Source organism: Nonomuraea sp. NPDC051298, from assembly GCF_055586305.1.
Genome location: NZ_JBVJIM010000001.1, coordinates 809,799 through 827,497 on the forward strand (window position 1 = coordinate 809,799; position 17,699 = coordinate 827,497).

Annotated in this window: 19 protein-coding genes; 11 read left to right on the top strand and 8 right to left on the bottom strand. The window is 68.4% G+C overall.

The features are described 5' to 3' along the window. Positions 1-56: 56 nt before the first annotated feature. The 3 genes from ACZ6S0_RS03960 to ACZ6S0_RS03970 are packed head-to-tail and all read left to right on the top strand — an operon-like array spanning position 57 to position 2,642. Positions 57-950: a neutral zinc metallopeptidase gene (locus tag ACZ6S0_RS03960; protein WP_465913076.1), complete on the top strand. Its 894-nt coding sequence runs from the start codon at positions 57-59 to the stop codon at positions 948-950. Positions 951-1,004: 54 nt separating this feature from the next. Beyond that, complete coding sequence (locus tag ACZ6S0_RS03965; protein WP_465913077.1) at positions 1,005-1,826, top strand: neutral zinc metallopeptidase; 822 nt, start codon at positions 1,005-1,007, stop codon at positions 1,824-1,826. Between the two features lie 57 nt (positions 1,827-1,883). After that, entirely contained in the window at positions 1,884-2,642 is a 759-nt protein-coding gene (locus ACZ6S0_RS03970) for a neutral zinc metallopeptidase (RefSeq protein WP_465913078.1), read from the top strand. 69 nt (positions 2,643-2,711) lie between these two features. Here ACZ6S0_RS03970 and ACZ6S0_RS03975 read toward each other — a convergent pair whose 3' ends face one another. The 5 genes from ACZ6S0_RS03975 to ACZ6S0_RS03995 all read right to left on the bottom strand — a co-directional run bounded on the left by ACZ6S0_RS03975 (position 2,712) and on the right by ACZ6S0_RS03995 (position 9,601). Further along, complete coding sequence (locus ACZ6S0_RS03975) at positions 2,712-3,917, bottom strand: ROK family transcriptional regulator (RefSeq protein ID WP_344886049.1); 1,206 nt, start codon at positions 3,915-3,917, stop codon at positions 2,712-2,714. A gap of 35 nt (positions 3,918-3,952) precedes the next feature. After that, on the bottom strand, positions 3,953-5,251 hold the full coding sequence (locus ACZ6S0_RS03980; RefSeq protein WP_465913079.1) for a sugar ABC transporter permease: 1,299 nt from the start codon (positions 5,249-5,251) through the stop codon (positions 3,953-3,955). After that, complete coding sequence (locus tag ACZ6S0_RS03985) at positions 5,248-6,012, bottom strand: ATP-binding cassette domain-containing protein (RefSeq protein WP_465913080.1); 765 nt, start codon at positions 6,010-6,012, stop codon at positions 5,248-5,250. Before ACZ6S0_RS03985 ends, ACZ6S0_RS03980 begins: the two co-directional genes overlap by 4 nt. Positions 6,013-6,069: 57 nt before the next feature. After that, complete coding sequence (locus ACZ6S0_RS03990) at positions 6,070-7,188, bottom strand: sugar ABC transporter substrate-binding protein (RefSeq protein WP_465913081.1); 1,119 nt, start codon at positions 7,186-7,188, stop codon at positions 6,070-6,072. A 1,072-nt stretch (positions 7,189-8,260) separates the two neighbouring features. Continuing rightward, positions 8,261-9,601, bottom strand: a complete 1,341-nt coding sequence (locus ACZ6S0_RS03995) for an OmpA family protein (RefSeq protein ID WP_465913082.1) — start codon at positions 9,599-9,601, stop codon at positions 8,261-8,263. Positions 9,602-10,416: 815 nt separating this feature from the next. On the opposite strand from ACZ6S0_RS03995, the gene ACZ6S0_RS04000 reads away from it, so the two are divergent. Together ACZ6S0_RS04000 and ACZ6S0_RS04005 are read left to right on the top strand one after the other, a co-directional pair. Next, positions 10,417-10,776 carry a DoxX family protein gene (locus tag ACZ6S0_RS04000; RefSeq protein ID WP_465913083.1) on the top strand — a complete coding sequence of 120 codons (360 nt, stop codon included), beginning with the start codon at positions 10,417-10,419 and terminating at the stop codon, positions 10,774-10,776. Between the two features lie 7 nt (positions 10,777-10,783). After that, entirely contained in the window at positions 10,784-11,428 is a 645-nt protein-coding gene (locus ACZ6S0_RS04005; RefSeq protein WP_465913084.1) for a TetR family transcriptional regulator, read from the top strand. Between the two features lie 209 nt (positions 11,429-11,637). Here ACZ6S0_RS04005 and ACZ6S0_RS04010 read toward each other — a convergent pair whose 3' ends face one another. Then, the gene (locus ACZ6S0_RS04010; RefSeq protein ID WP_465913085.1) at positions 11,638-12,039 is read right to left on the bottom strand and encodes a hypothetical protein; all 402 of its coding nucleotides are present in this window, start codon (positions 12,037-12,039) and stop codon (positions 11,638-11,640) included. A 149-nt stretch (positions 12,040-12,188) separates the two neighbouring features. On the opposite strand from ACZ6S0_RS04010, the gene ACZ6S0_RS04015 reads away from it, so the two are divergent. The 4 genes from ACZ6S0_RS04015 to ACZ6S0_RS04030 all read left to right on the top strand — a co-directional run bounded on the left by ACZ6S0_RS04015 (position 12,189) and on the right by ACZ6S0_RS04030 (position 15,144). After that, on the top strand, positions 12,189-12,950 hold the full coding sequence (locus ACZ6S0_RS04015; protein WP_465913086.1) for a TetR/AcrR family transcriptional regulator: 762 nt from the start codon (positions 12,189-12,191) through the stop codon (positions 12,948-12,950). Beyond that, positions 12,947-13,537 (top strand): GNAT family N-acetyltransferase, encoded by a 591-nt coding sequence (locus tag ACZ6S0_RS04020; RefSeq protein WP_465913087.1) that lies wholly within the window; start codon positions 12,947-12,949, stop codon positions 13,535-13,537. The genes ACZ6S0_RS04015 and ACZ6S0_RS04020 overlap by 4 nt, the downstream gene beginning before the upstream one ends. A 123-nt stretch (positions 13,538-13,660) precedes the next feature. Continuing rightward, complete coding sequence (locus ACZ6S0_RS04025) at positions 13,661-14,131, top strand: TetR/AcrR family transcriptional regulator (protein WP_465913387.1); 471 nt, start codon at positions 13,661-13,663, stop codon at positions 14,129-14,131. 182 nt (positions 14,132-14,313) lie between these two features. After that, the gene (locus tag ACZ6S0_RS04030) at positions 14,314-15,144 is read left to right on the top strand and encodes a maleylpyruvate isomerase family mycothiol-dependent enzyme (RefSeq protein WP_465913088.1); all 831 of its coding nucleotides are present in this window, start codon (positions 14,314-14,316) and stop codon (positions 15,142-15,144) included. A gap of 201 nt (positions 15,145-15,345) precedes the next feature. On the opposite strand, the gene ACZ6S0_RS04035 is transcribed toward ACZ6S0_RS04030, so the two are convergent. Next, on the bottom strand, positions 15,346-15,792 hold the full coding sequence (locus tag ACZ6S0_RS04035; RefSeq protein ID WP_465913089.1) for a MarR family winged helix-turn-helix transcriptional regulator: 447 nt from the start codon (positions 15,790-15,792) through the stop codon (positions 15,346-15,348). A 71-nt stretch (positions 15,793-15,863) separates the two neighbouring features. Next, positions 15,864-16,568, bottom strand: coding sequence for a sulfite exporter TauE/SafE family protein (locus ACZ6S0_RS04040; RefSeq protein ID WP_465913090.1), 705 nt, complete (start codon positions 16,566-16,568; stop codon positions 15,864-15,866). A gap of 229 nt (positions 16,569-16,797) precedes the next feature. Between ACZ6S0_RS04040 and ACZ6S0_RS04045 the strand changes: the two genes are divergently transcribed. Both ACZ6S0_RS04045 and ACZ6S0_RS04050 read left to right on the top strand, forming a co-directional pair. Next, positions 16,798-17,013, top strand: coding sequence for a hypothetical protein (locus tag ACZ6S0_RS04045; RefSeq protein ID WP_344886070.1), 216 nt, complete (start codon positions 16,798-16,800; stop codon positions 17,011-17,013). Then, positions 17,010-17,342 (top strand): type II toxin-antitoxin system PemK/MazF family toxin, encoded by a 333-nt coding sequence (locus tag ACZ6S0_RS04050; RefSeq protein ID WP_465913091.1) that lies wholly within the window; start codon positions 17,010-17,012, stop codon positions 17,340-17,342. Before ACZ6S0_RS04045 ends, ACZ6S0_RS04050 begins: the two co-directional genes overlap by 4 nt. Positions 17,343-17,699 lie beyond the last annotated feature (357 nt).

Here is a 17,699-nt window from a genome sequence, read left to right on the forward strand (position 1 = left end):
TCAGCGCTTGACCTAGTCTTTCGATACCTATGAACTCCGTCCCCAAAGGCCGACTTGTGGCACTCGTCGCAGTCGTGCTGGCGCTCGCCCTGGCCGTGGCAGCTCTGGTGCTCGTTCTGGCGGACGTGGCCACCACGTCCGCCGACCCGGTGAACGAGGCCCAGCAGTTAGCGTCCCCGCCCGCGAAGGCCCCCGGCGACGGTGACGCCAACAACGGCGGCGACGGCAAGGGCAAGCAGCCGGCCGCGCAGACGGGACAGAGCCTGGCGACGGCGAGCCGCCTCTACAGGACCGGCCGCCTCGCCGACGCGAACTGCTCGCCCGGCGCGCTCCCCGCGGGGAGCATGGTGGCCTACCGGCGGTTCCTGACCCGGGTGACGGCCTGCCTGAACAAGGCGTGGGGCGCGCAGTTCCGCAAGGCGAGGATGTCGTTCACCAAGCCGCGCCTGCGCATCATCACCAGGAAGGTACACACGCCGTGCGGGGCGTGGAACACCGGCGCGGACGGCGTCTACTGCGCCGCCGACCGCACGATGTACCTGATGATCAGCAAGGACCAGCTCCGCAACCCGTTCCCGCTGGGCATCACCCGGCTGATCGCCCACGAGTACGGCCACCACGTCCAGCAGGTCTCCGGCATCTGGAGGTACTACTGGACGGCCCGCGCGATCGCCGGCAAGGCCAGGCGGCTGCAACTCTCGCGCAATTCCGAGTTGCAGGCCGAGTGCTTTTCCGCGGTCTTCATGAGCACGATGAAGGGCACGTCGCTGGTCACGGACGCCGACTGGGCGTACACGGTGAACTGGTTCAGGAAGAACGGCGCCAAGGGCTGGCCGCAGAACGACCACGGCAGGGGGCCGACGCAGGCGGCGTGGATGACGAGGGGTTTCAACCGGGGCACTCCCGGCGCGTGCAACACCTGGGCCGCCGATCCCCGAAAAGTCACCTGACGCCTCTTTAATCTGCCTTTACCTGGAACTCCCTCTTTAATAGGGTGCCTTCCCATGCGTATCCCCCGATTGGCGCTCATGGCGGGCGCCCTGGTGAGCGTGCTGTTCGCCGGTACCGCCCACGCGGCCACGTCCTCCGCGGCGCCGGCGTTCAAGCCGGCCCTGACGAAGAACCCGCTGTACAAGACGGGCAAGCTCGGCACGGACACGTGTGAGGAGCCGACGGTCCAGAACGGGACCGTCGAGGAGGCGACGGTCTACTTCGAGACCGTGATGGGCTGCCTCAAGAAGGCGTGGAGCCCCGTGGTCAAGAAGGCGGGCTACGGGTTTGGCTCGCCGAAGCTCGCCGTGGTGACCAAGGTGGGCGAGAAGACCCCGTGCGGACGCTTCCCCGCGGGCGCGCAGGCACTCTACTGCCCGGCGGCGAAGTCGATCACCGTGCTGCTCAGCCCGGAGATCGTCGAGGAGCCGACGAACCTGGCGCTGATGGTGGTGCTCGCCCACGAGTACGGCCACCACGTCCAGCAGCTCACCGGCATCTGGAAGGTCACCTCCGCGTTCTACGGCAGCGCGAAGGCCGGCAAGCGCACGCTCGACGGCATCCGCCGCTCCGAGCTGCAGGCGCAGTGCCTGTCGGGCGCGTTCGTGGGCCGCGTGTGGACCTCGCTCGGCCGCGACGACGCCGACTGGGACGCGATACTCGAGTCCACGCACAACTTCCTCGACCTGAGCGCCATCGGCGTGAAGGTGCGCAGCGGGGCCGACCAGACGCACGGCAACGACGGCAACAACGCCCACTGGCTGCAGCGCGGCTTCACCGCCCAGTCGGCGAGCGCCTGCAACACCTGGACCGCCCCCGCGGCCAAGGTCCTTTAGACCTCTCGCCCAGAGATACCTCTACAAAACCCCTCAGAACGCCTAAGATCCGCGATCATGCGCATATCTCTCATAGCGCTGGCCACGTGCGTGGTCGCGGGCCTGCTCGCCCCCGCCCCCGCACGGGCCGCTGGCCGCGTCACGCAGGCCGGGCTGCTGAGCGCGATGGGCGAGGACGGCGAGGACACGGCCCGCCAGTCCTGCGCGGTGCCCGCGATCCGGCTCGGCAGCGTGGCCTCGCTCAGGTCCTTCCACCGGGCGATGGCCGACTGCGCCGACCGCTTCTGGTCCGGCCGGTTCGCCGCCGCCGGCCTGGCGTACGGCCCGCCCGAGGTGACGGTCACCACCGGGAACGACTCGGTGTGCGGGACGATCACCAGCAGCGGCGCGCAGTACTGCCCTGACCAGCGCACGATCGTCATCCGGATCATGAAGAACGACCTGCGCGACCCCTTCAGGATGAACATCGCGCACTCCGTCGCCCACGAGTGGGGGCACCACGTGCAGCAGCTCATCGGGGTGCTGGACGCGCAGGCGGCGCTGTACGTGCCCGCCTCCGACGGGGCGCGCAGGCTGCTGAGCCACCGGCTGGAGATGCAGGCCGAGTGCTTCGCCGGAGTCTTCTACCGGGCCACGCTCACGTCGATCGAACCGGGGATCACGTGGGAGGACTGGATCACGGCCGTACGGACGGCGGACGAGAGCGACGTCCACGGCAAGCCCCGCAACCTGGCGTTCTGGCAGGACCGTGGCTACCGGGGCGGTTCCACGGCCGACTGCAACACGTGGACGGCCGACCGGGACAAAGTCGGCTGAGGAGTTCGAGCCCCCGAGAGGGCCGCCGAGGGCCGCCGAGAGGGCCGCCGAGAGGGAAGGGTCGCGGGGTCAGCCGTTGACGCGGGCGAGGACTTCCAGCGGGTCGGACAGGACGTGGGCGAAGGCCAACTCGGCCGCGCCCACCAGGGTGGCCGAGTCGCCCAGCGCCGACGTGCGCAGCCGCAGCCGCTCCCGCTGCGGCGCCATGGCATGCAGGGTGAGCTGCGAACGCACCTGGGCCGCCGACCCCAGGTAGATCTCCCGCAGCATCCCCCCGAAGATCACCATCTCCGGGTTGAAGACGTTCACCAGGTTGGCCACGCCCAGCCCGAGCCAGTCGCCCACCCGGCTGAGCGCCTCCTGGGCCACGATGTCGCCCCGGTCGGCGGCATCCACCACGGCGCGCACCGCGTCGCGGCCCTGCCGCCCCGCCGAGGCGCGCCCGGCCGACTCCAGCAGGGCCCGCTCCCCCACCTCCGCCTCCAGGCACCCGTGCGAGCCGCACCCGCAGGCGCGGCCCCCGGGGTTGACGACCATGTGGCCGACCTCGCCGCCGTAGCCTTCGTGGCCGCCCAGCAGGTGGCCGGCGGCGATGATGCCGCCGCCGATGCCGACGTCACCGTGCAGGTAGATGAGGTCTCTGACGCCCGCGCCGACGCCCCGGCTGTGCTCGGCGAGCGCGCCCAGGTTCGCGTCGTTGCCCACGCTGACCGGCAGGCCCAGGCCGAGCCGTCGGCCCAGCTCCTCGCCGAACGGCACCTCCTCGGCCTTGAGATTGGGCCCGAACCTGACCACGCCGTCGGCCTTGCGCACGCCGCCCGACACGGCCGCCGCCGCCCCCACGCAGACCGTGTCGTCGCGGGTCTTGCGGCGCATCAGCCGGGCGAACCCGGCCAGCACGCCCGTCAGCTCGTCCAGCTCGAACGTGTCGCGGTCGCGTACGGTCTCCCGCCGGTCGAGGATCACCCCGCCCAGCCCGACCCGCGCCGCCGCCAGCCGGTCGGGGCCCACGTCGAAGGCGAAGACGTAGACCCGCGCCGACTCGGGGCGCACCACGAGCGAGGGCCGCCCGGCGCGGCCCGTCTCGCGCGGCAGCTCCTCGCGCACCAGCCCGGCGGCGGTGAGGTCGGAGGTCAGCGCCATGATGGTGCTGCGGTTGAGCCCCAGCTTCGAGGTCAGCTCGGCGCGGGAGATCGGCCCGCCCAGGTGGACATGGCGCAGCAGCGCGCCGAGGTTGTGGCGCCTGATGTCCTCTTGGGAGGGGCCGGCACGCATCGTCTGAGGGTCCTTCAGGGGCTGTGAGTCGCTGCTCACCTTAGACCAGCGGCAGCCGCCCGCTTGCGCGCCAGCGCGTCGACGCCTGCGGCCAGCAGCAATACAGACCCTGTGACCAGGTATTTCACGCTCGAACCGTATCCCATCAGGCCCATGCCGTTCTCGATCACGGCCACCACGGCGCCGCCGAGCACGGCGTCGAGCACCCTGCCCTTGCCGCCGAAGAGACTGGTGCCGCCGATCACGGCCGCGCCGACCGCATACAGCAGGACGGAGGAGCCGCCCGTGTTCGGGTCGACGGAGCTGGCCCTGGACGCGGCCACGATCCCGCCGACGGCGGCCATCGCGGAGCAGATCACGAACGCGCTGATCTTGATCCGGTCCACCGGGATGCCGGCCCGCCGGGCGGCCTCGGTGTTGCCGCCGACCGCGTACAGGTGGCGTCCGAACGCGGTCCTGCGCAGCACCAGCGTCCAGGCGATGAGCAGCGCCAGGATGAGCGGCACCACGATCGGCACGCCGGTCAGCGAGACGAGCGCGGGGTTGCGGCTGCGTTCGAGGTTGAGCGCGAAGACCGCGAGCCCGGCGAACAGCGCCAGCAGGCCGACCCGGAACGCGATCAGCGAGAGCGGGTCGGCGACCAGGCCGCGTCTGGCGCGGTTCCTGGCCCGCCGGAGCTGCACCCCGGCGAACACCCCCACGCAGACCGCGTACAGCACCCAGCCGAGCCAGGGCGCCAGGTTCCTGTTGGCGATGGCGACGACCACGCTGTCGCGGATGGAGATGTTCGTGCCCTCGTCGACCAGCACCAGCACCAGGCCCTGGAAGGCGAGGAAGGCGGCCAGCGTGACCACGAACGACGGTATGCCGACCTTGGCCACCAGCGTCCCCAGCACGGTGCCGATGATCACACCGGTCAGCACGGCGGCCGGCACGCACACGTACCAGGGCAGGCCGGCGCCGGTCAGCGTGACGGCGAGGACCGCCGCGCAGACCCCGCTGGCGAACCCGGCCGACAGGTCGATCTCGCCGAGCAGCAGCACGAACACCAGGCCCATGGCGATGAGCGTGATCGCCGCGCCCTGCGTGAACAGGTTGGCGAAGTTGATGGCGGTGACGAACGAGGGGCGGGCGGCGGCGAACACCACGCAGAGCACGACCAGGCCCAGCACGGCGGGCAGGGCGCCCATGTCGCCGCCGCGGACCCGCTGGACGTACGCGAGGAAGCTGTTCCTGATCGACGGGGCCTGCGCCGCCGCGACGATGGCCTCGCCGGGGAGTTCCTTGACCTTGTTCATGGGGCTGTTCATCGGGCTGTTCGTGGGGCTGTTCATGAGGTGACCCCGTTCTTGAGGCCCAGTTCGCCGCTGCGGCCGGACGTGATCAGTTCGACCACCTGCGCGTGCGTCACGTCGGAGGTCCTGACCTGGGCGGCCATCCTGCCGAGGTAGAGCGCCGCGATCCGGTCGGAGACGGCGAACACGTCGTTCATGTTGTGCGAGATGAGCACCACGGCCAGGCCGGTGTCGGCCAACCGGCGCACCAGCTCCAGCACCTGCGCCGTCTGGGCCACGCCCAGCGCCGCGGTCGGCTCGTCGAGGATGACGACCTTGCTGTTCCACAGCACGGCCTTGGCGATGGCCACGGTCTGCCGCTGCCCTCCGGACAGGCTGGAGACCTGCTGCCTGATGGACTTCACCGTACGGACGGACAGACCGCTCAGTGTCTTCTCGGCCAGTTCCTCCATGGTGTCCTCGTCGAGCAGCAGGCCGTTCCTGCGCTCCCTGCCGAGGAACATGTTCTGGACGATGTCGAGGTTGTCGCACAGGGCGAGGTCCTGGTAGACGATCTCGATGCCCAGCTCGCCCGCGTCGCGGGGGCTGTGCACGTGGACCTCGCGGCCGTCGAAGAAGAGCTGGCCCGCGTCGATCGGATAGATGCCGCCGATGCACTTGACCAGCGTGGACTTGCCCGCGCCGTTGTCTCCGACCAGGGCGGTGACCTCGCCCGCGTAGGCCGAGAGCTCCACCTTGTGCAGCACCTTCACCGGACCGAAGCTCTTGTCGATCCCGCGCACTTCAAGGAGGGGGGTCATGTGGCTCCCTAGAGAGGGGCACGGCCGCGCTCGTGACGCGGGCCGTACCCCGCAGAGTTACTGAATTCCTGCCTCGGTGCACTTCTCGGCGAAGTCACCCGTGCACAGGTCCTCCTTCGTGACGTAACCGTCGGCCACCACGTCCTTGACGTTGTCGAAGTAGATGGCCTGCGGCTCCATCAGCTCGGCGGGCACGTCACGGCCGGACTCGGGGTCCTTGACGCTGCTGCTCGCCGTCGGCTTCTCGCCCTTGGCCAGCGCGACCGCGAGGGCCGCGGCGGCGTCGGCCTCCTTCTTGACGGCCTTGTAGACGGTCATGCACTGGTCGCCCGCCAGGATGTTCTGCAACCCCTGGACGGTGGCGTCCTGGCCGGTGACCGGGACCTTGCCGTTGAGGTTGTTCTTCTTCAGCACGGTGATGGCGGCGTTGCCGAGGCCGTCGTTGGCGGCCAGCACACCGGCGATCTTCGGCTGCTGGGTCAGCATCTGCTCGAAGATCGTGCCGGCCTGGGTGTTGTCCCATTCGGGCACGGCCTGGTCGGGGCCCTTGACGTACTCGCCCGCGTCGAACTTGGGCTTCAGCACGCCGTCGTAGCCGTTCTTGAACAGGGTGGCGTTGTTGTCCGTCGGCGACCCGTTCAGGTAGGCCACGATCGGCTTGTCAGCCTTCTTGTCGGTCAGGCACTTGCTCAGGCCCTCGCCCTGGAGGGTGCCGACCTTGGTGTTGTCGAAGCTGACGTAGTACTCGGCGCCGCCGCCGAGCGTGAGCCGGTCGTAGTCGATCGTGGCCACGCCCTGCGACCTGGCCTTGTCGATCACCGTCTTGCCGGTGCCGCTGTCCAGGTTCACGATCATCAGGACTGTCGCGCCGTTGGTGATCATCTGGTCGGCGATGGTCTGGAACGCCGTCTTGTCGTTCTGGGCGTTCTGGATGTCGTACTGGACGCCGGCGGCGTCGAACGCCTCCTGCAGGTACTTGCGGTCCGCCGTCTCCCACCGGGCGGAGGACTTGCTGTCCGGCAGGATGACGCCGACCTTGCCCACCTTGGCCGGGGCGGCCGAGCCGGAGGCGGTCGAGGTCGAGGTCGTGGTCTGACCGCTGTCGCCCCCGCAGGCGGTGAGACCGAGGGCGAGCGCGGCTGCCGCGGCGGTCATGCTGAGGATCCCCTTGCGCATGGTGCAGGGTCCTTTCTTCCGGAGGGGCCCGGATGAATGTTGTTTGCGGCAACGTATTTCGGGACGGAGCACTTTGGAAGGGGGTGGCGGGGGCTAGTTTGTTGTTTCCGGTAACAATCCAGAAACGTCGGCTCAACGCTCCCGACTCCTCCCGTCCGACGTTGGGAGCGCCAGGAGATCGCAAACGTCAATGCGCCTCCGAGGCGATCTGGGTTCACCTCACCGGGGGCGAGCACCTCTTCGGCCCACGTCCGATCGAAGCTGCACAGCCTCCTGCTCTCAACGTGAGTGGGCACGCCGCCGGACCACCACCTGGAGCAAATTTCCTAAGCGCTCGGAACCGCCACTACGCCCACCTCGAGGAGCTTCTTCTCCACCATGCTGATCATGGAGGCACTCGTCGACGGCCTACTCGGCGCTTCGGTCGTTGTCCAGGGTTGTCAAGCGAATTGGCTGGTCAGCCGCGTAAAGGCAGGTCAGGCACGTAAGGCAAGCAGGTGCGCGGCAGTCAGGCGTGGCGGAGCGTCTTGACGGCCGAGATCAGCAAGACGATGGCCAGGACAGGGATGAGCCAGGTCCGGGATGACGCCGGGCAGCAGGCCGCCGAGGAGAGCTCCGGTGATGGAACCAGCGACCATGGCGGCGACGAACCGGCGGCGGGTGGGCCCCATGTGGGCTTGCCGCCTGGCGGCCATGGACCCACGCACCGGTTCGATATGGAGGACCGGCAGCTCGCCGACCAGTCATGGTCGCGGCGAGGCCGCGTCCAGGAGAGCACGTCCAGCCTTGGTGAGCTCGTGCGTGGCCGTGCGACCGGCCCGGCTGCTGTCGATCAACACGCGTCTCGCAGGATTGCCAGGTTCTCGCCGGCCGTCGGGGTGGTGACGCTCACCAGCCTGGCCACAACGGCCGTGCAGCGGAGTGGTGAGCGCGGCCAGGACCCTCAATCGAGTCGCCGGTTCCGTGCGGGTCATGAGGTCGATCATGCGCATCGTCGGGTGATCCCTTGCGGCCGGCCGCCCGGACCTCCATGTGCGGGGGATGGCCGGGCGGTAACCCCGGATGTCGTTACTTACTGGATGGGGACTTGGAGGTCGTGGAACGGGCCGATCTTGACTTTGAGGGCGTCGGTGGTGTCGGGCAGGGCGAAGAGGTTCCAGAACTCGCGGGTCTGGCCTGGTGCGAACTTCTCGGTGCTGATGCGGACGCCGGAGACGTCTGTGCATGCGCAGTAGCAGTCGACGCCGTCGTCGGTGGGGACTTCCAGGCGGCCGGGCAGGTACTGGCGGCGGGCGGCGACGTCGGTCACGCGGACGTTGGTTGCGGCTTGGTATTTGTACGCCTCCCAGTCCTGGGCATGATGAAGGTCGCGGAACCAGGTTTCGGCCGATCCCTTGTTGGTGATCTTGTAGGTGAGCAGGCCGAGGCCGCCGGGCAGTCGGCGCAGGCCCGTGACCTCCATGGCGATGGGCTGGCCGTCCGCCTTGGTCGTGTCGGTCAGGCCGGTCGCGCCGGGAGAGGTCGTGGCCGCCGGTTCCTGGGCGGCGGGTTGAGGTTTGGGGAAGGTGACCGTGACGCGGCGGTTGCGGCGTTTGCCCTCATCGCTGTCGTTGCTGTAGAGGGGTTGGCGTGAGCCGTACCCCTTGGCCTGGAAGCGGATCCCGTCCCTGGTCAGCAGTGCCGACAGGGCGCGTTGTACCGCCTGGGCGCGGCGTAGTGACAGTGGGTCGTTGATGGCGTCGTTGCCGGAGGAGTCGGCGTGGCCCGCCACCGTCACCTCTGTGGCGGGGGAGGCGTCGATGAGCTTGGCCGTGCGGGCCAAGATCGACTTGGCATTGGCGGTGAGAGTGGCCTTGTCCACCGCGAACAGCACGTCGGAGGAGAGGTTGACCTGCAACTCCTTGCCGTCGTCGGCGGTCTCCTCCGATTTGTCCAGGGACTCGGAGGGGAGGACGAGGCGGCGGGTGACCGGCGTGACGGGCTCGGCATCGGGGTCGGGAAAGTCGCCGGTCGGAGCTTCGTCGCTGATGGGCACGTCGAGCATCGGCGGGCTCATGGGGGTGACGACGGTGGTCGACGCGGGGTTGCCCGACGGCGCGGGCAGCACCGCGTAGACGGTGATCGACCGACCGGGGTCGATGAAGCGGCCGAGGCCGTCGCGGTCCAGGTCGCTGCACAGGCAGGGAGAGTCGGCGGGCTGGTACGGCAGGAGCCAGGTGCGGGCCTGCGTGTCGAGGACGCCGATGCCGGAGGCCCACTTGATCGCGCCGAGGGGGCGGGTGCGGTCGCCCATCTCGCCAGGCCAGGACAGGTGCTTGTCGGTGCCGGTGTTGGACAGGCGGATCTGGGCGATGAGGTGCCTGCCCTTGACGCGGTTGAGGCCGACGACCTCGACCTTGAGGTTCTCGGTCATGGTGCTGCGGGTTTCCGCCAGGGCCGGCCGGGCGTCTTGATCCGATGCCGTGGCAGTGGCAGTGGCAGTGGCGGGGGCAGTGGCGGGGGGAGCGCTGCCGGCCGGGGCACTCGACGTCGGCGGAGTGGTGGCGGGCGGGGGCGCGGCGTCCTTCATCGGCAGCACCCCGCACCCGGCCAGCGTGAGTATGGCGGTCAGGACCAGGATCCGATGAGGAATGGGGGAGAACATATCGTGTCCGAAATGTTGGCGCTCGGGCCGCGTGAGAGCGATGCGAACACTCCGGCCCGAGGTGTCCCGCCCGTCAGTCGCGCGCATGCGACACCACCAGGAACGAGCCCCGAGCCACCACGTCCATCACCGGCTTGATGGTCGCGTGCGGGTCATAATCCCGCGCGTTAGAGCCGGTGGGGATTGCACCAGCGAGGGCTACGGCAACTCCTGCGGCCCGTAGTTTTCTATGCATTGGAGACCCCTTTCTCGGATGGCCTTGGGTAAATACGTGCGGAGTGGGGGACGGCGAGCTGCGGTCGTTCGATCGCGGTCTTTACTTACTCCATGCGTGTCGCACTTGTAGTCGATGACGATTCCAGCACCCGTCATGTCGCGCCCGCGCTGCCTGCAGCCCTCGTACGTGGCGCGGTTCGCGAAACGGCACCCACACGGCCTCGATCGAGGTTTGGACCTGGATTCGCGGCGTTGGTGCCGATCGCGTCACGCACCCCTCCTTCCGGCAAAGCCAGTCTCCATCTCCGTACTATACGGTATGGTACGGCACGAGTGCATCGTGAGCACTTCATGGCCCGAGGAGAGAGATGTCAGCATTGCCCGATCCGGTTTGGCCGGTTGTCGTCCTAGCGATCATCCAGGCCGGTGATGCCGTCCTGTGCATCAAGCCCGTTCCGTTCATCGCCCAGTGCCTCGAAGACGTGAACTGGCCGCGACGTTACTGGTGGATCATGCCACCGCTGAAGTTCGCCGCCGCGGCCGGTCTGATCCTGGGAATCTGGCTGCCGTATCTCGGCGCCGTGACCTGTGCCGCGCTCGTCCTCTACTTCATGGTCGCCATCGCGATGCACATCGCGGCTCGAGACTTCGGCCGTAACCTCTTCCTCAACGCCACCGCCATGCTGCTGATCTGCATCGCGGTCGGCGTCTTCAGCTTCATGGCATGAAGCCCGCATGCGCCTCGGCAAGCGCGGCGCACTCCATACCCAGTGGTACGTTTTCCCGATGAGCACGGCACGAGACCGGTGGCTGGACGAAGGCCTGAAGGTCCTCGCAGAAGAAGGAGCGGCAGGGATTCGAATCGACCGGATCGCCGCTCGACTTAACCTGTCGAAAGGGTCGTTCCACCATCACTTCGATGGCGCCGAGGGATACAAGAAAGCGCTTCTCTCTCATTTCGAACATCTGTCGATCGAAATGTTCGAAAATGCAATTTCCGAGGTCGGTGAATCCGCTGGTGCCCGGGTGATACTTGCACGGCTGACGAAACTCGTCCGCCCTGGCGGCACAGGACTCTATCGTCCAGAACTCGACGTCGCATTGCGGGCGTGGGCGACATGGGATGCGGATGTGCGTGCCGTGCAGACTCGCCTTGACGAGGCCAGACTGTCTGCACTCCAGCGGGTGTGGCGATCAGTCGTCGCCAGCGACGAGGAGGCCCGGACGGCGGCCCTGTTGCCCTACCTGCTCGCGGTCGGAGCAACTGTCGTCTTTCCTCCCGTCGACGCCGACCAGCTTCGCGACCTCTATGAAATCCTCCTACCACTCGTGCCGGATAGCTCCAGCCGGACACACGATGACACGACGTCACCGCCGTGACCTGGCCAGGCGCCGGCCCTCTACCTTTCCCCAGTCATGAGGAGCATGGGCCCCGCAGGAGGCTGGAACGGGTGTAGCTCGTGCTCAATGATCTATGTGATCAAGCAGAGAGGACCTGTTCGTTCTGGCAGCCGGGGGCGTGACCCCGTATCCAAAGTGCGGTGGGGCGCCAACGGTGTCGTGCCTGCCGAAAACTCCGTCCGTGCAGTTCAAGCGGCACTTGAGTGTTCGTGCAGGGTGCCACCGAGCCGGTCCCGTCGTACGTTCAGATCGATGATGGAACCCGGGACTGCACGTAGCGATGCCGCCCGAGCCAGGGCTTGATGGGCCGGGTGGGCGGTGACGCCCAGGACGCGGACGCGTCGGGTGGCGGGCTCGATGACGGCCAGGATGTACTGACACTGCCCGTTCAAGGTGACGGTGTCAGCTTGGGACCACAGGAAGTCGGCCCACGCCGTGGACGCCCGCTCGGGTGCCGGATCAACACCTTCCTGCTTGAGGATCTCGCAGGCGGTGGAGGGCGCGACCTTGATACCGGGGGTGGTGAGGCACACCTCGCGAAGGACCAGGAAAGTCGTTTGACCTGCACGGATGACATTATCGGCAGGCACAGTAGGCGGCATCTTGCAGGTTCTGGGCCGCCGCGGTCGGCTCGGCGGCAAGATCGGCGGCTTTCTCCCACGCCCCGGCCTGCCGCCTGCCCACTATCTCCGTTCGATGTATAGTGTAGGAGGTACAGTGTAAGGCGTACAGTGATTTGATGCGGAGGCGTGTCATCGACAAGGGGCAAGAGATACCGGCGATCGTCGCGCGAATGTGGGGTCAGGAGCCCAAGACGTCTCACGGGCCACGGCCGAGCCTGACCCTGGGCCGGATAACCGAGGCCGCCATCGGGATCGCGGATGCCGAAGGGCTGGCGGGGGTGCGGATGAGCAGTGTGGCGGCGCGTCTCGGCGTGTCGCCGATGACGCTGTACGGCTATGTCGGCAGCAAGGAAGACCTGCTCACAGCGATGGCGAACGCGGCCACGCCCCCGCCGCCCGAGCCCGGCGGGCAGCACTGGCGGGACTATCTGGCCGCCTGGAGCCGGGCCTACCGCGACTTCCTGCTCGGCAGCCCCTGGCTGCTGGAAGTGTCGCCACTGGCTCCGCCGACCGGGCCGCGCGCGCTGGACTGGCTGGACCGGTTGCTGGTCGCGCTGTCCGGCGTCGGGTTGGAGCCCGGCGAGTGCGTCAACATCGCCACCGCCCTGTCCGCGTACGCCGTCAGCTCCGCCGCCCTCGCCCACAGCCTGCGGGGCGGAGCGGACGAGACGGGCATGGCGGGGCCCGGCGACTATGGCGCGATACTCACCCGCCTGGTCGACGCGGCGCGCTATCCGGGCCTGTCAGCGGCCCTCGGCGCCGGCGCCTTCGGCGGTGCGCAGGAGTGGGTCGAGGACGCCGACTTCACCTTCGGGCTCGGCCTGCTCCTCGACGGCATCGAGACACTCATCGCCCTGAGAGCGAAGGAAGAACGATGATCGAAGTAGTACGCGCCGCCGACCTGGGCGAGAAATACCGCCGAGCCATAGCCGCAGTCTTCGTCGACGGGTTCGGCCCCGACTTCTCCTTCTTCTCCAAAGACCCCGTGCAACTCACCGAAGCCCTGGAGCACGCTCTGGTGCTTGACCTGTTCTACGTCGCCCTCGCCGACGGGCAGCCCGCCGGGATCGTCGCCTGCACCAACGGCAGGCAACCGTCGCTCCGACACGACGGACGCCAGTTCCGCCGGTATCTCGGCCTCTACAAGGGAACCGTCGCCGACATCGTCTTCAGTCGCAGGTTCGGCCCGACGCTCCCGTACGCCGAGGACAAGAGGGCCTCACTTGAGTTCGTCGCCACCAGCGCGATGCACAGAGGCCAAGGCGTGGGCACGGCCTTACTGTCCCACCTGCTCGCCCTGCCCCAGTACGACGAATACGTGCTGGAGGAGATCTCCGACATCAACGCTCCGGCCCTGCGCTTGTACGAGAAGCTCGGCTTCCGCGAGTACAAGCGGAAGAAGGTGCGCCACACCAGGTGGTCAGGGATCAACTTCTACATCTCCATGCGGCTCGTTCAAAGCTGACGTATGAGCGCACCATGCGAGTGGCGTGCGCGGATCTGTGCCGCGACAGGAACGATCAGGAGACGGCTCTGGGAACATTCAGCAACACGGAGGGTCGACGGATGAACGACGCTCAGGCAGGCCCTGGTCGAGCTCATCGAGGAGCACGGCTTCGAGCGGCTCACGGTCGGGCAGATCACCGAGCGGGCCATGGTGAGCAGGGCCGCCTTCTACCGCAACTACCGCGACAAGTACCAGCTCGTGGAGCAGATCTTCGACGAGGCCATGACCGACCAGCCCAGCACGCCCGTGCTGGAGCGGTGGACCGGCTTCTTCGAGCACATCGACCATTACCACCGCCTCTACGGCGCGCTGCTGGGCAGCAACGGCAGCACCTGGTTCGCCCGCAGGATGCAGGCCACCCTCGCCGACATGACCGCCCAGCACCTGCCCAAGGCACCCGGGGACCTGGTCCCCACCCTCCTGGGAGGGATGTTCCTCCAAGCCATCGCCTGGTGGCTGGACACCGGCAGGCAGATCCCCGCGCGAGAGATCGCCGCCCAGACAGCCAGGCTGGCCTCAGCACTCATCTCCGAGGCCGGCGACAACGGGTAATCGGTAGAGCACGTACGCTCGAGGTCCTCATCCACCACCCACCACGCCAACTCATCGGCGGCCACCGCCCGCTCAGGCCGGAAGTACCGAGGCAGCGCAGCGCACCTGACATGCCTGCGGCGCGGTGAGGGCGTTTCAGCACCCTCCGAGGTCATTCGCCGTCCGCGCTAGCATTGAGCCACATGACGATCTTTGGTACGCCGATCGACGTGCGCCCGCTGTTCCCCGACGAGCGGCGGGCCCTGCTCGCGCTGCTGCGCGACCTGAGCCCGCAAGACTGGGCCAAGCCGACGGTCTGCCCGGGATGGGACGTCCACGACGTCGTCGGCCATGTACTCAACGACTACCTTCGCCGCATCTCGGGAAGCCGCGACGGGCATGCGGGGGCGCGCTTCGCCGAGGGCGAGACGCTGCCCGGCTACCTGGCACGGGTCAACGGCGAGTTCGTCCAGGCGACCCGCCAGATCAGCCCCGAGTTGCTGATCGAACTGCTGGAGCACCTGGGGCATCGGCTCGACGCTCTCTGGGCCTCCCGTGAGCTGGACGCGCCCGCCAACCTGAACGTGTCGTGGGCCGCCACCGACGTCGCCAGCCCCGCCTGGCTGGACATCGGGCGCGAATACACCGAGTTCTGGGTGCACCAGCAGCAGGTCCGCGACGCCGTCGCCCGGCCGGGGGCCACCGAGCCCGCGCTCCTGGCCCCGGTGCTGGACCTTTTCGCGCGCGCTCTCCCGCAGAGCCTGCAGGGCCACGACCGGCCTGAGGGGACGGTGGCCGAGTTGGAGGTACTCGGGGCCGCGGGCGGACGGTGGAGCGCGGCTCGGCAGGAGGGCCGGTGGCGCATGGCGGCGCCGGGGTCAGAGCCGGAGGCCCGCGTCACGATGGACCAGGACACCTTCTGGCGGCTCGCCACCCGGGGCATCACCGTCGAGCAGGCCCGCGACCGCTCCCGGACGAGCGGCGACCCCGAACTCACCGCCGCCATGACGGCTCTCCTCGCCGTCGTCGCCTGACCGACGCCGGGAACCTTCTCCGGAGCACCTTCGCCGACGCTTCCTGAACCCGGCACGTGCGCGCCATCAGAGGACGGGCACAGGCACAGGCACGGCCACAGTCGCAGTCACGGTCACGAGCCTGCGGCGGTCACGGTCACGGTCACGAGCCCGCAGTCACAAGCCCGCAGTCACAAGCCCGCGGTCGCTGTCGCTGCGCTGTCACGATCGCGGGAGGAGCTTGGTGAGCAGGTCGTGCAGGTCGCGGGTGTCGTCCGAGCCGAGGGCGGCCTCGACGTCGCGCTCGATGCCCGCCACGGCGTCGCGTACGGCGGGGAGGCGGGCGCGGCCGAGGTCCGTGAGTTCGAGGGCGTAGCGGCGGCGGTCGTGCGGGTCCTGCCCGCGTTCGACGAGTCCGGCCTGGACGAGTTCGTCCACCAGGGACGCGACGGTCGGCTCGGTGAGGTGGAGGTGGAGGTGGAGGTGGCGGGCGAGGTGCTGCTGCGGGCACGGGGCCAGCAGTTCCAGCGCGGGGAGCACAGCGAAGTGGCGGGTACGCAGGCCGTACTCCTGGAGCCGGTGGTCGCCGAGGCGACGCAGTCGGTAGTGAGCCTGGGCGATGAGGTGCTCGGCGCTGGCGATGGCGGGCTGCTCTTCGTCGGCGACCACCCTGGTCAGCAGTTCGGTGAGACGCCGGGGTCCGCCTCCTCGGGGTGGAGCGGAAGGGGCCGGGTCCCGGGTCAGGACCCCCAGAGCTGCGTGACGACGTTCTGTGCGATCAGTCCCACGGCCGAGGCCGCCGCCACGACCAGGACCGCCACCCGCACCCTGCCCCCGTCGAGATGACGCCGCAGCGGCCCCGAGACCAGGAACCCCAGCACCATGGGCACGATCAGCACACCGCCGGTCACCAGCGCCTGGGCGGGCAGTTCGTCGACGAACGCGAGGATGGCCAGCGACTGCGCGGCGCTCAGGAAGAAGAACATCGCCAGCGTGGCCCTGATCTGCGGGCCCTTGGCGTCCTGGTAGACGAGCGCGATGGGCGGGCCGCCGATGCCGGTGGCGGTGCCGGTGACGCCTGACACGAAGCCTGCCGAGGTGATCGTGTAGCTGTTGCGCGGCACGCTCAGCGCCCTGGCGGTCAGCGCCACGGCCACCAGCACCATGACCGCCACCAGGATGCCTCGGGTGTATACGGAAACGTAGACAATAATGACTGCACCTAAGGCGCTCCCGGGCAACCTGCCGAGGATCGCGAACCCCACCCCGCGCCAGTCCACCTTCCGCCATTCGACGGCCAGCGTGAACAACGGAAGGGTCAGGTTGACGACCTGGACGGCGCCGGGCATGAGGTCGGGCGCCAGCAGGGTGAGCATGGGGGCCGCGACCAGGCCGAGCCCGAAACCCACGGCCCCCTGGACGATCGACCCCACCAAAACCGCCAAACCACCTATAAGAACCACCAACGCCGCATTAGTCATGCACGAGAGTCAACCATCTTTACTCTCTGTTGCCGCAATGTCTGCGAGAGTGACCGCCGCACGGTAGAGTCGTCGACGACGCGGACGTAGCCTCTGGAGTATGAACATGAAGTCTAAAGCGGCGACGACGATACGCGTCAGCGTCACCACCCGAGACCGCCTAGCCCGCATCGCTCGACAGGAGGGCCGAAACATGACCGAGGTGCTCAACGACGCCATCACCAACTACGAGCAGAAACAGTTCTGGGAGACCGTCAACGAACAGATCGAGCGGACCCAGCGCGAAGACCCACAAGCTTGGGCCGACTATCTCGCCGAGCGCGAGCTCGTGCTGGGCCCTCGCCCCCGCGCCCGCCAGGTCGCGCCCGAATGGGAGGGCCTGATCGTATTTCCCGAGGAGAGACAGTGAAGCTAGCGCAAGGTGACATCTGGTTCACCCGGTTCGGCCGACCGACCGGTCGTGAGCAGGGTTTCGACCGCCCGGCTCTGATCGTCAGCAACGACAATCTCAACCAGTCACGCCTTGATCTCGTCCTGGCCGTGCCGCTGACCACGCGCGATCGCGGATACGTCACCCACATCCGCCTCGGGCGCGACAGCACCGGCCTGGCCAAGACGAGCTGGGCGATGGTGGAGCAGGTCAGGGCCATCTCCCCCGACCGGTTCGACTTCTTCGTCGGCAGCGTGCCAGAGGAGGTGGTGGCAGAAGCGGTCACCGTGCTGAGGCGGATGATCTGAGCGCCGCCCGGCGAAATAGGAGTTCGCCGGGTGGCTCTCCTCATCCTGCCACAATCGGGTGCCTCCAGGCTGCCCAGCGTGCCACTCTCGCCCCTCGACCTCACCCTGGCCACGCTCCTGGCAGCCACCCATCTCTCCCGCCCAGTCGGTGCCCCGGGGTGGCAGCACGCCGGAGGGGCCGATCAGTTCGGGTGGGATCCCGCAGAACCAGAGGGACCTTCAGACGGTCGTGAAATATCTGGATCGGCCCACCGGCTGAAGACCCTGGTCGCCCCCAGCGCAAAGGTGACCCGGGGAACCCGCCGTCACCGCATGACAAGAGCCGCCCCGCGGGGGGTGTCCCGCGGGGCGGCTCTC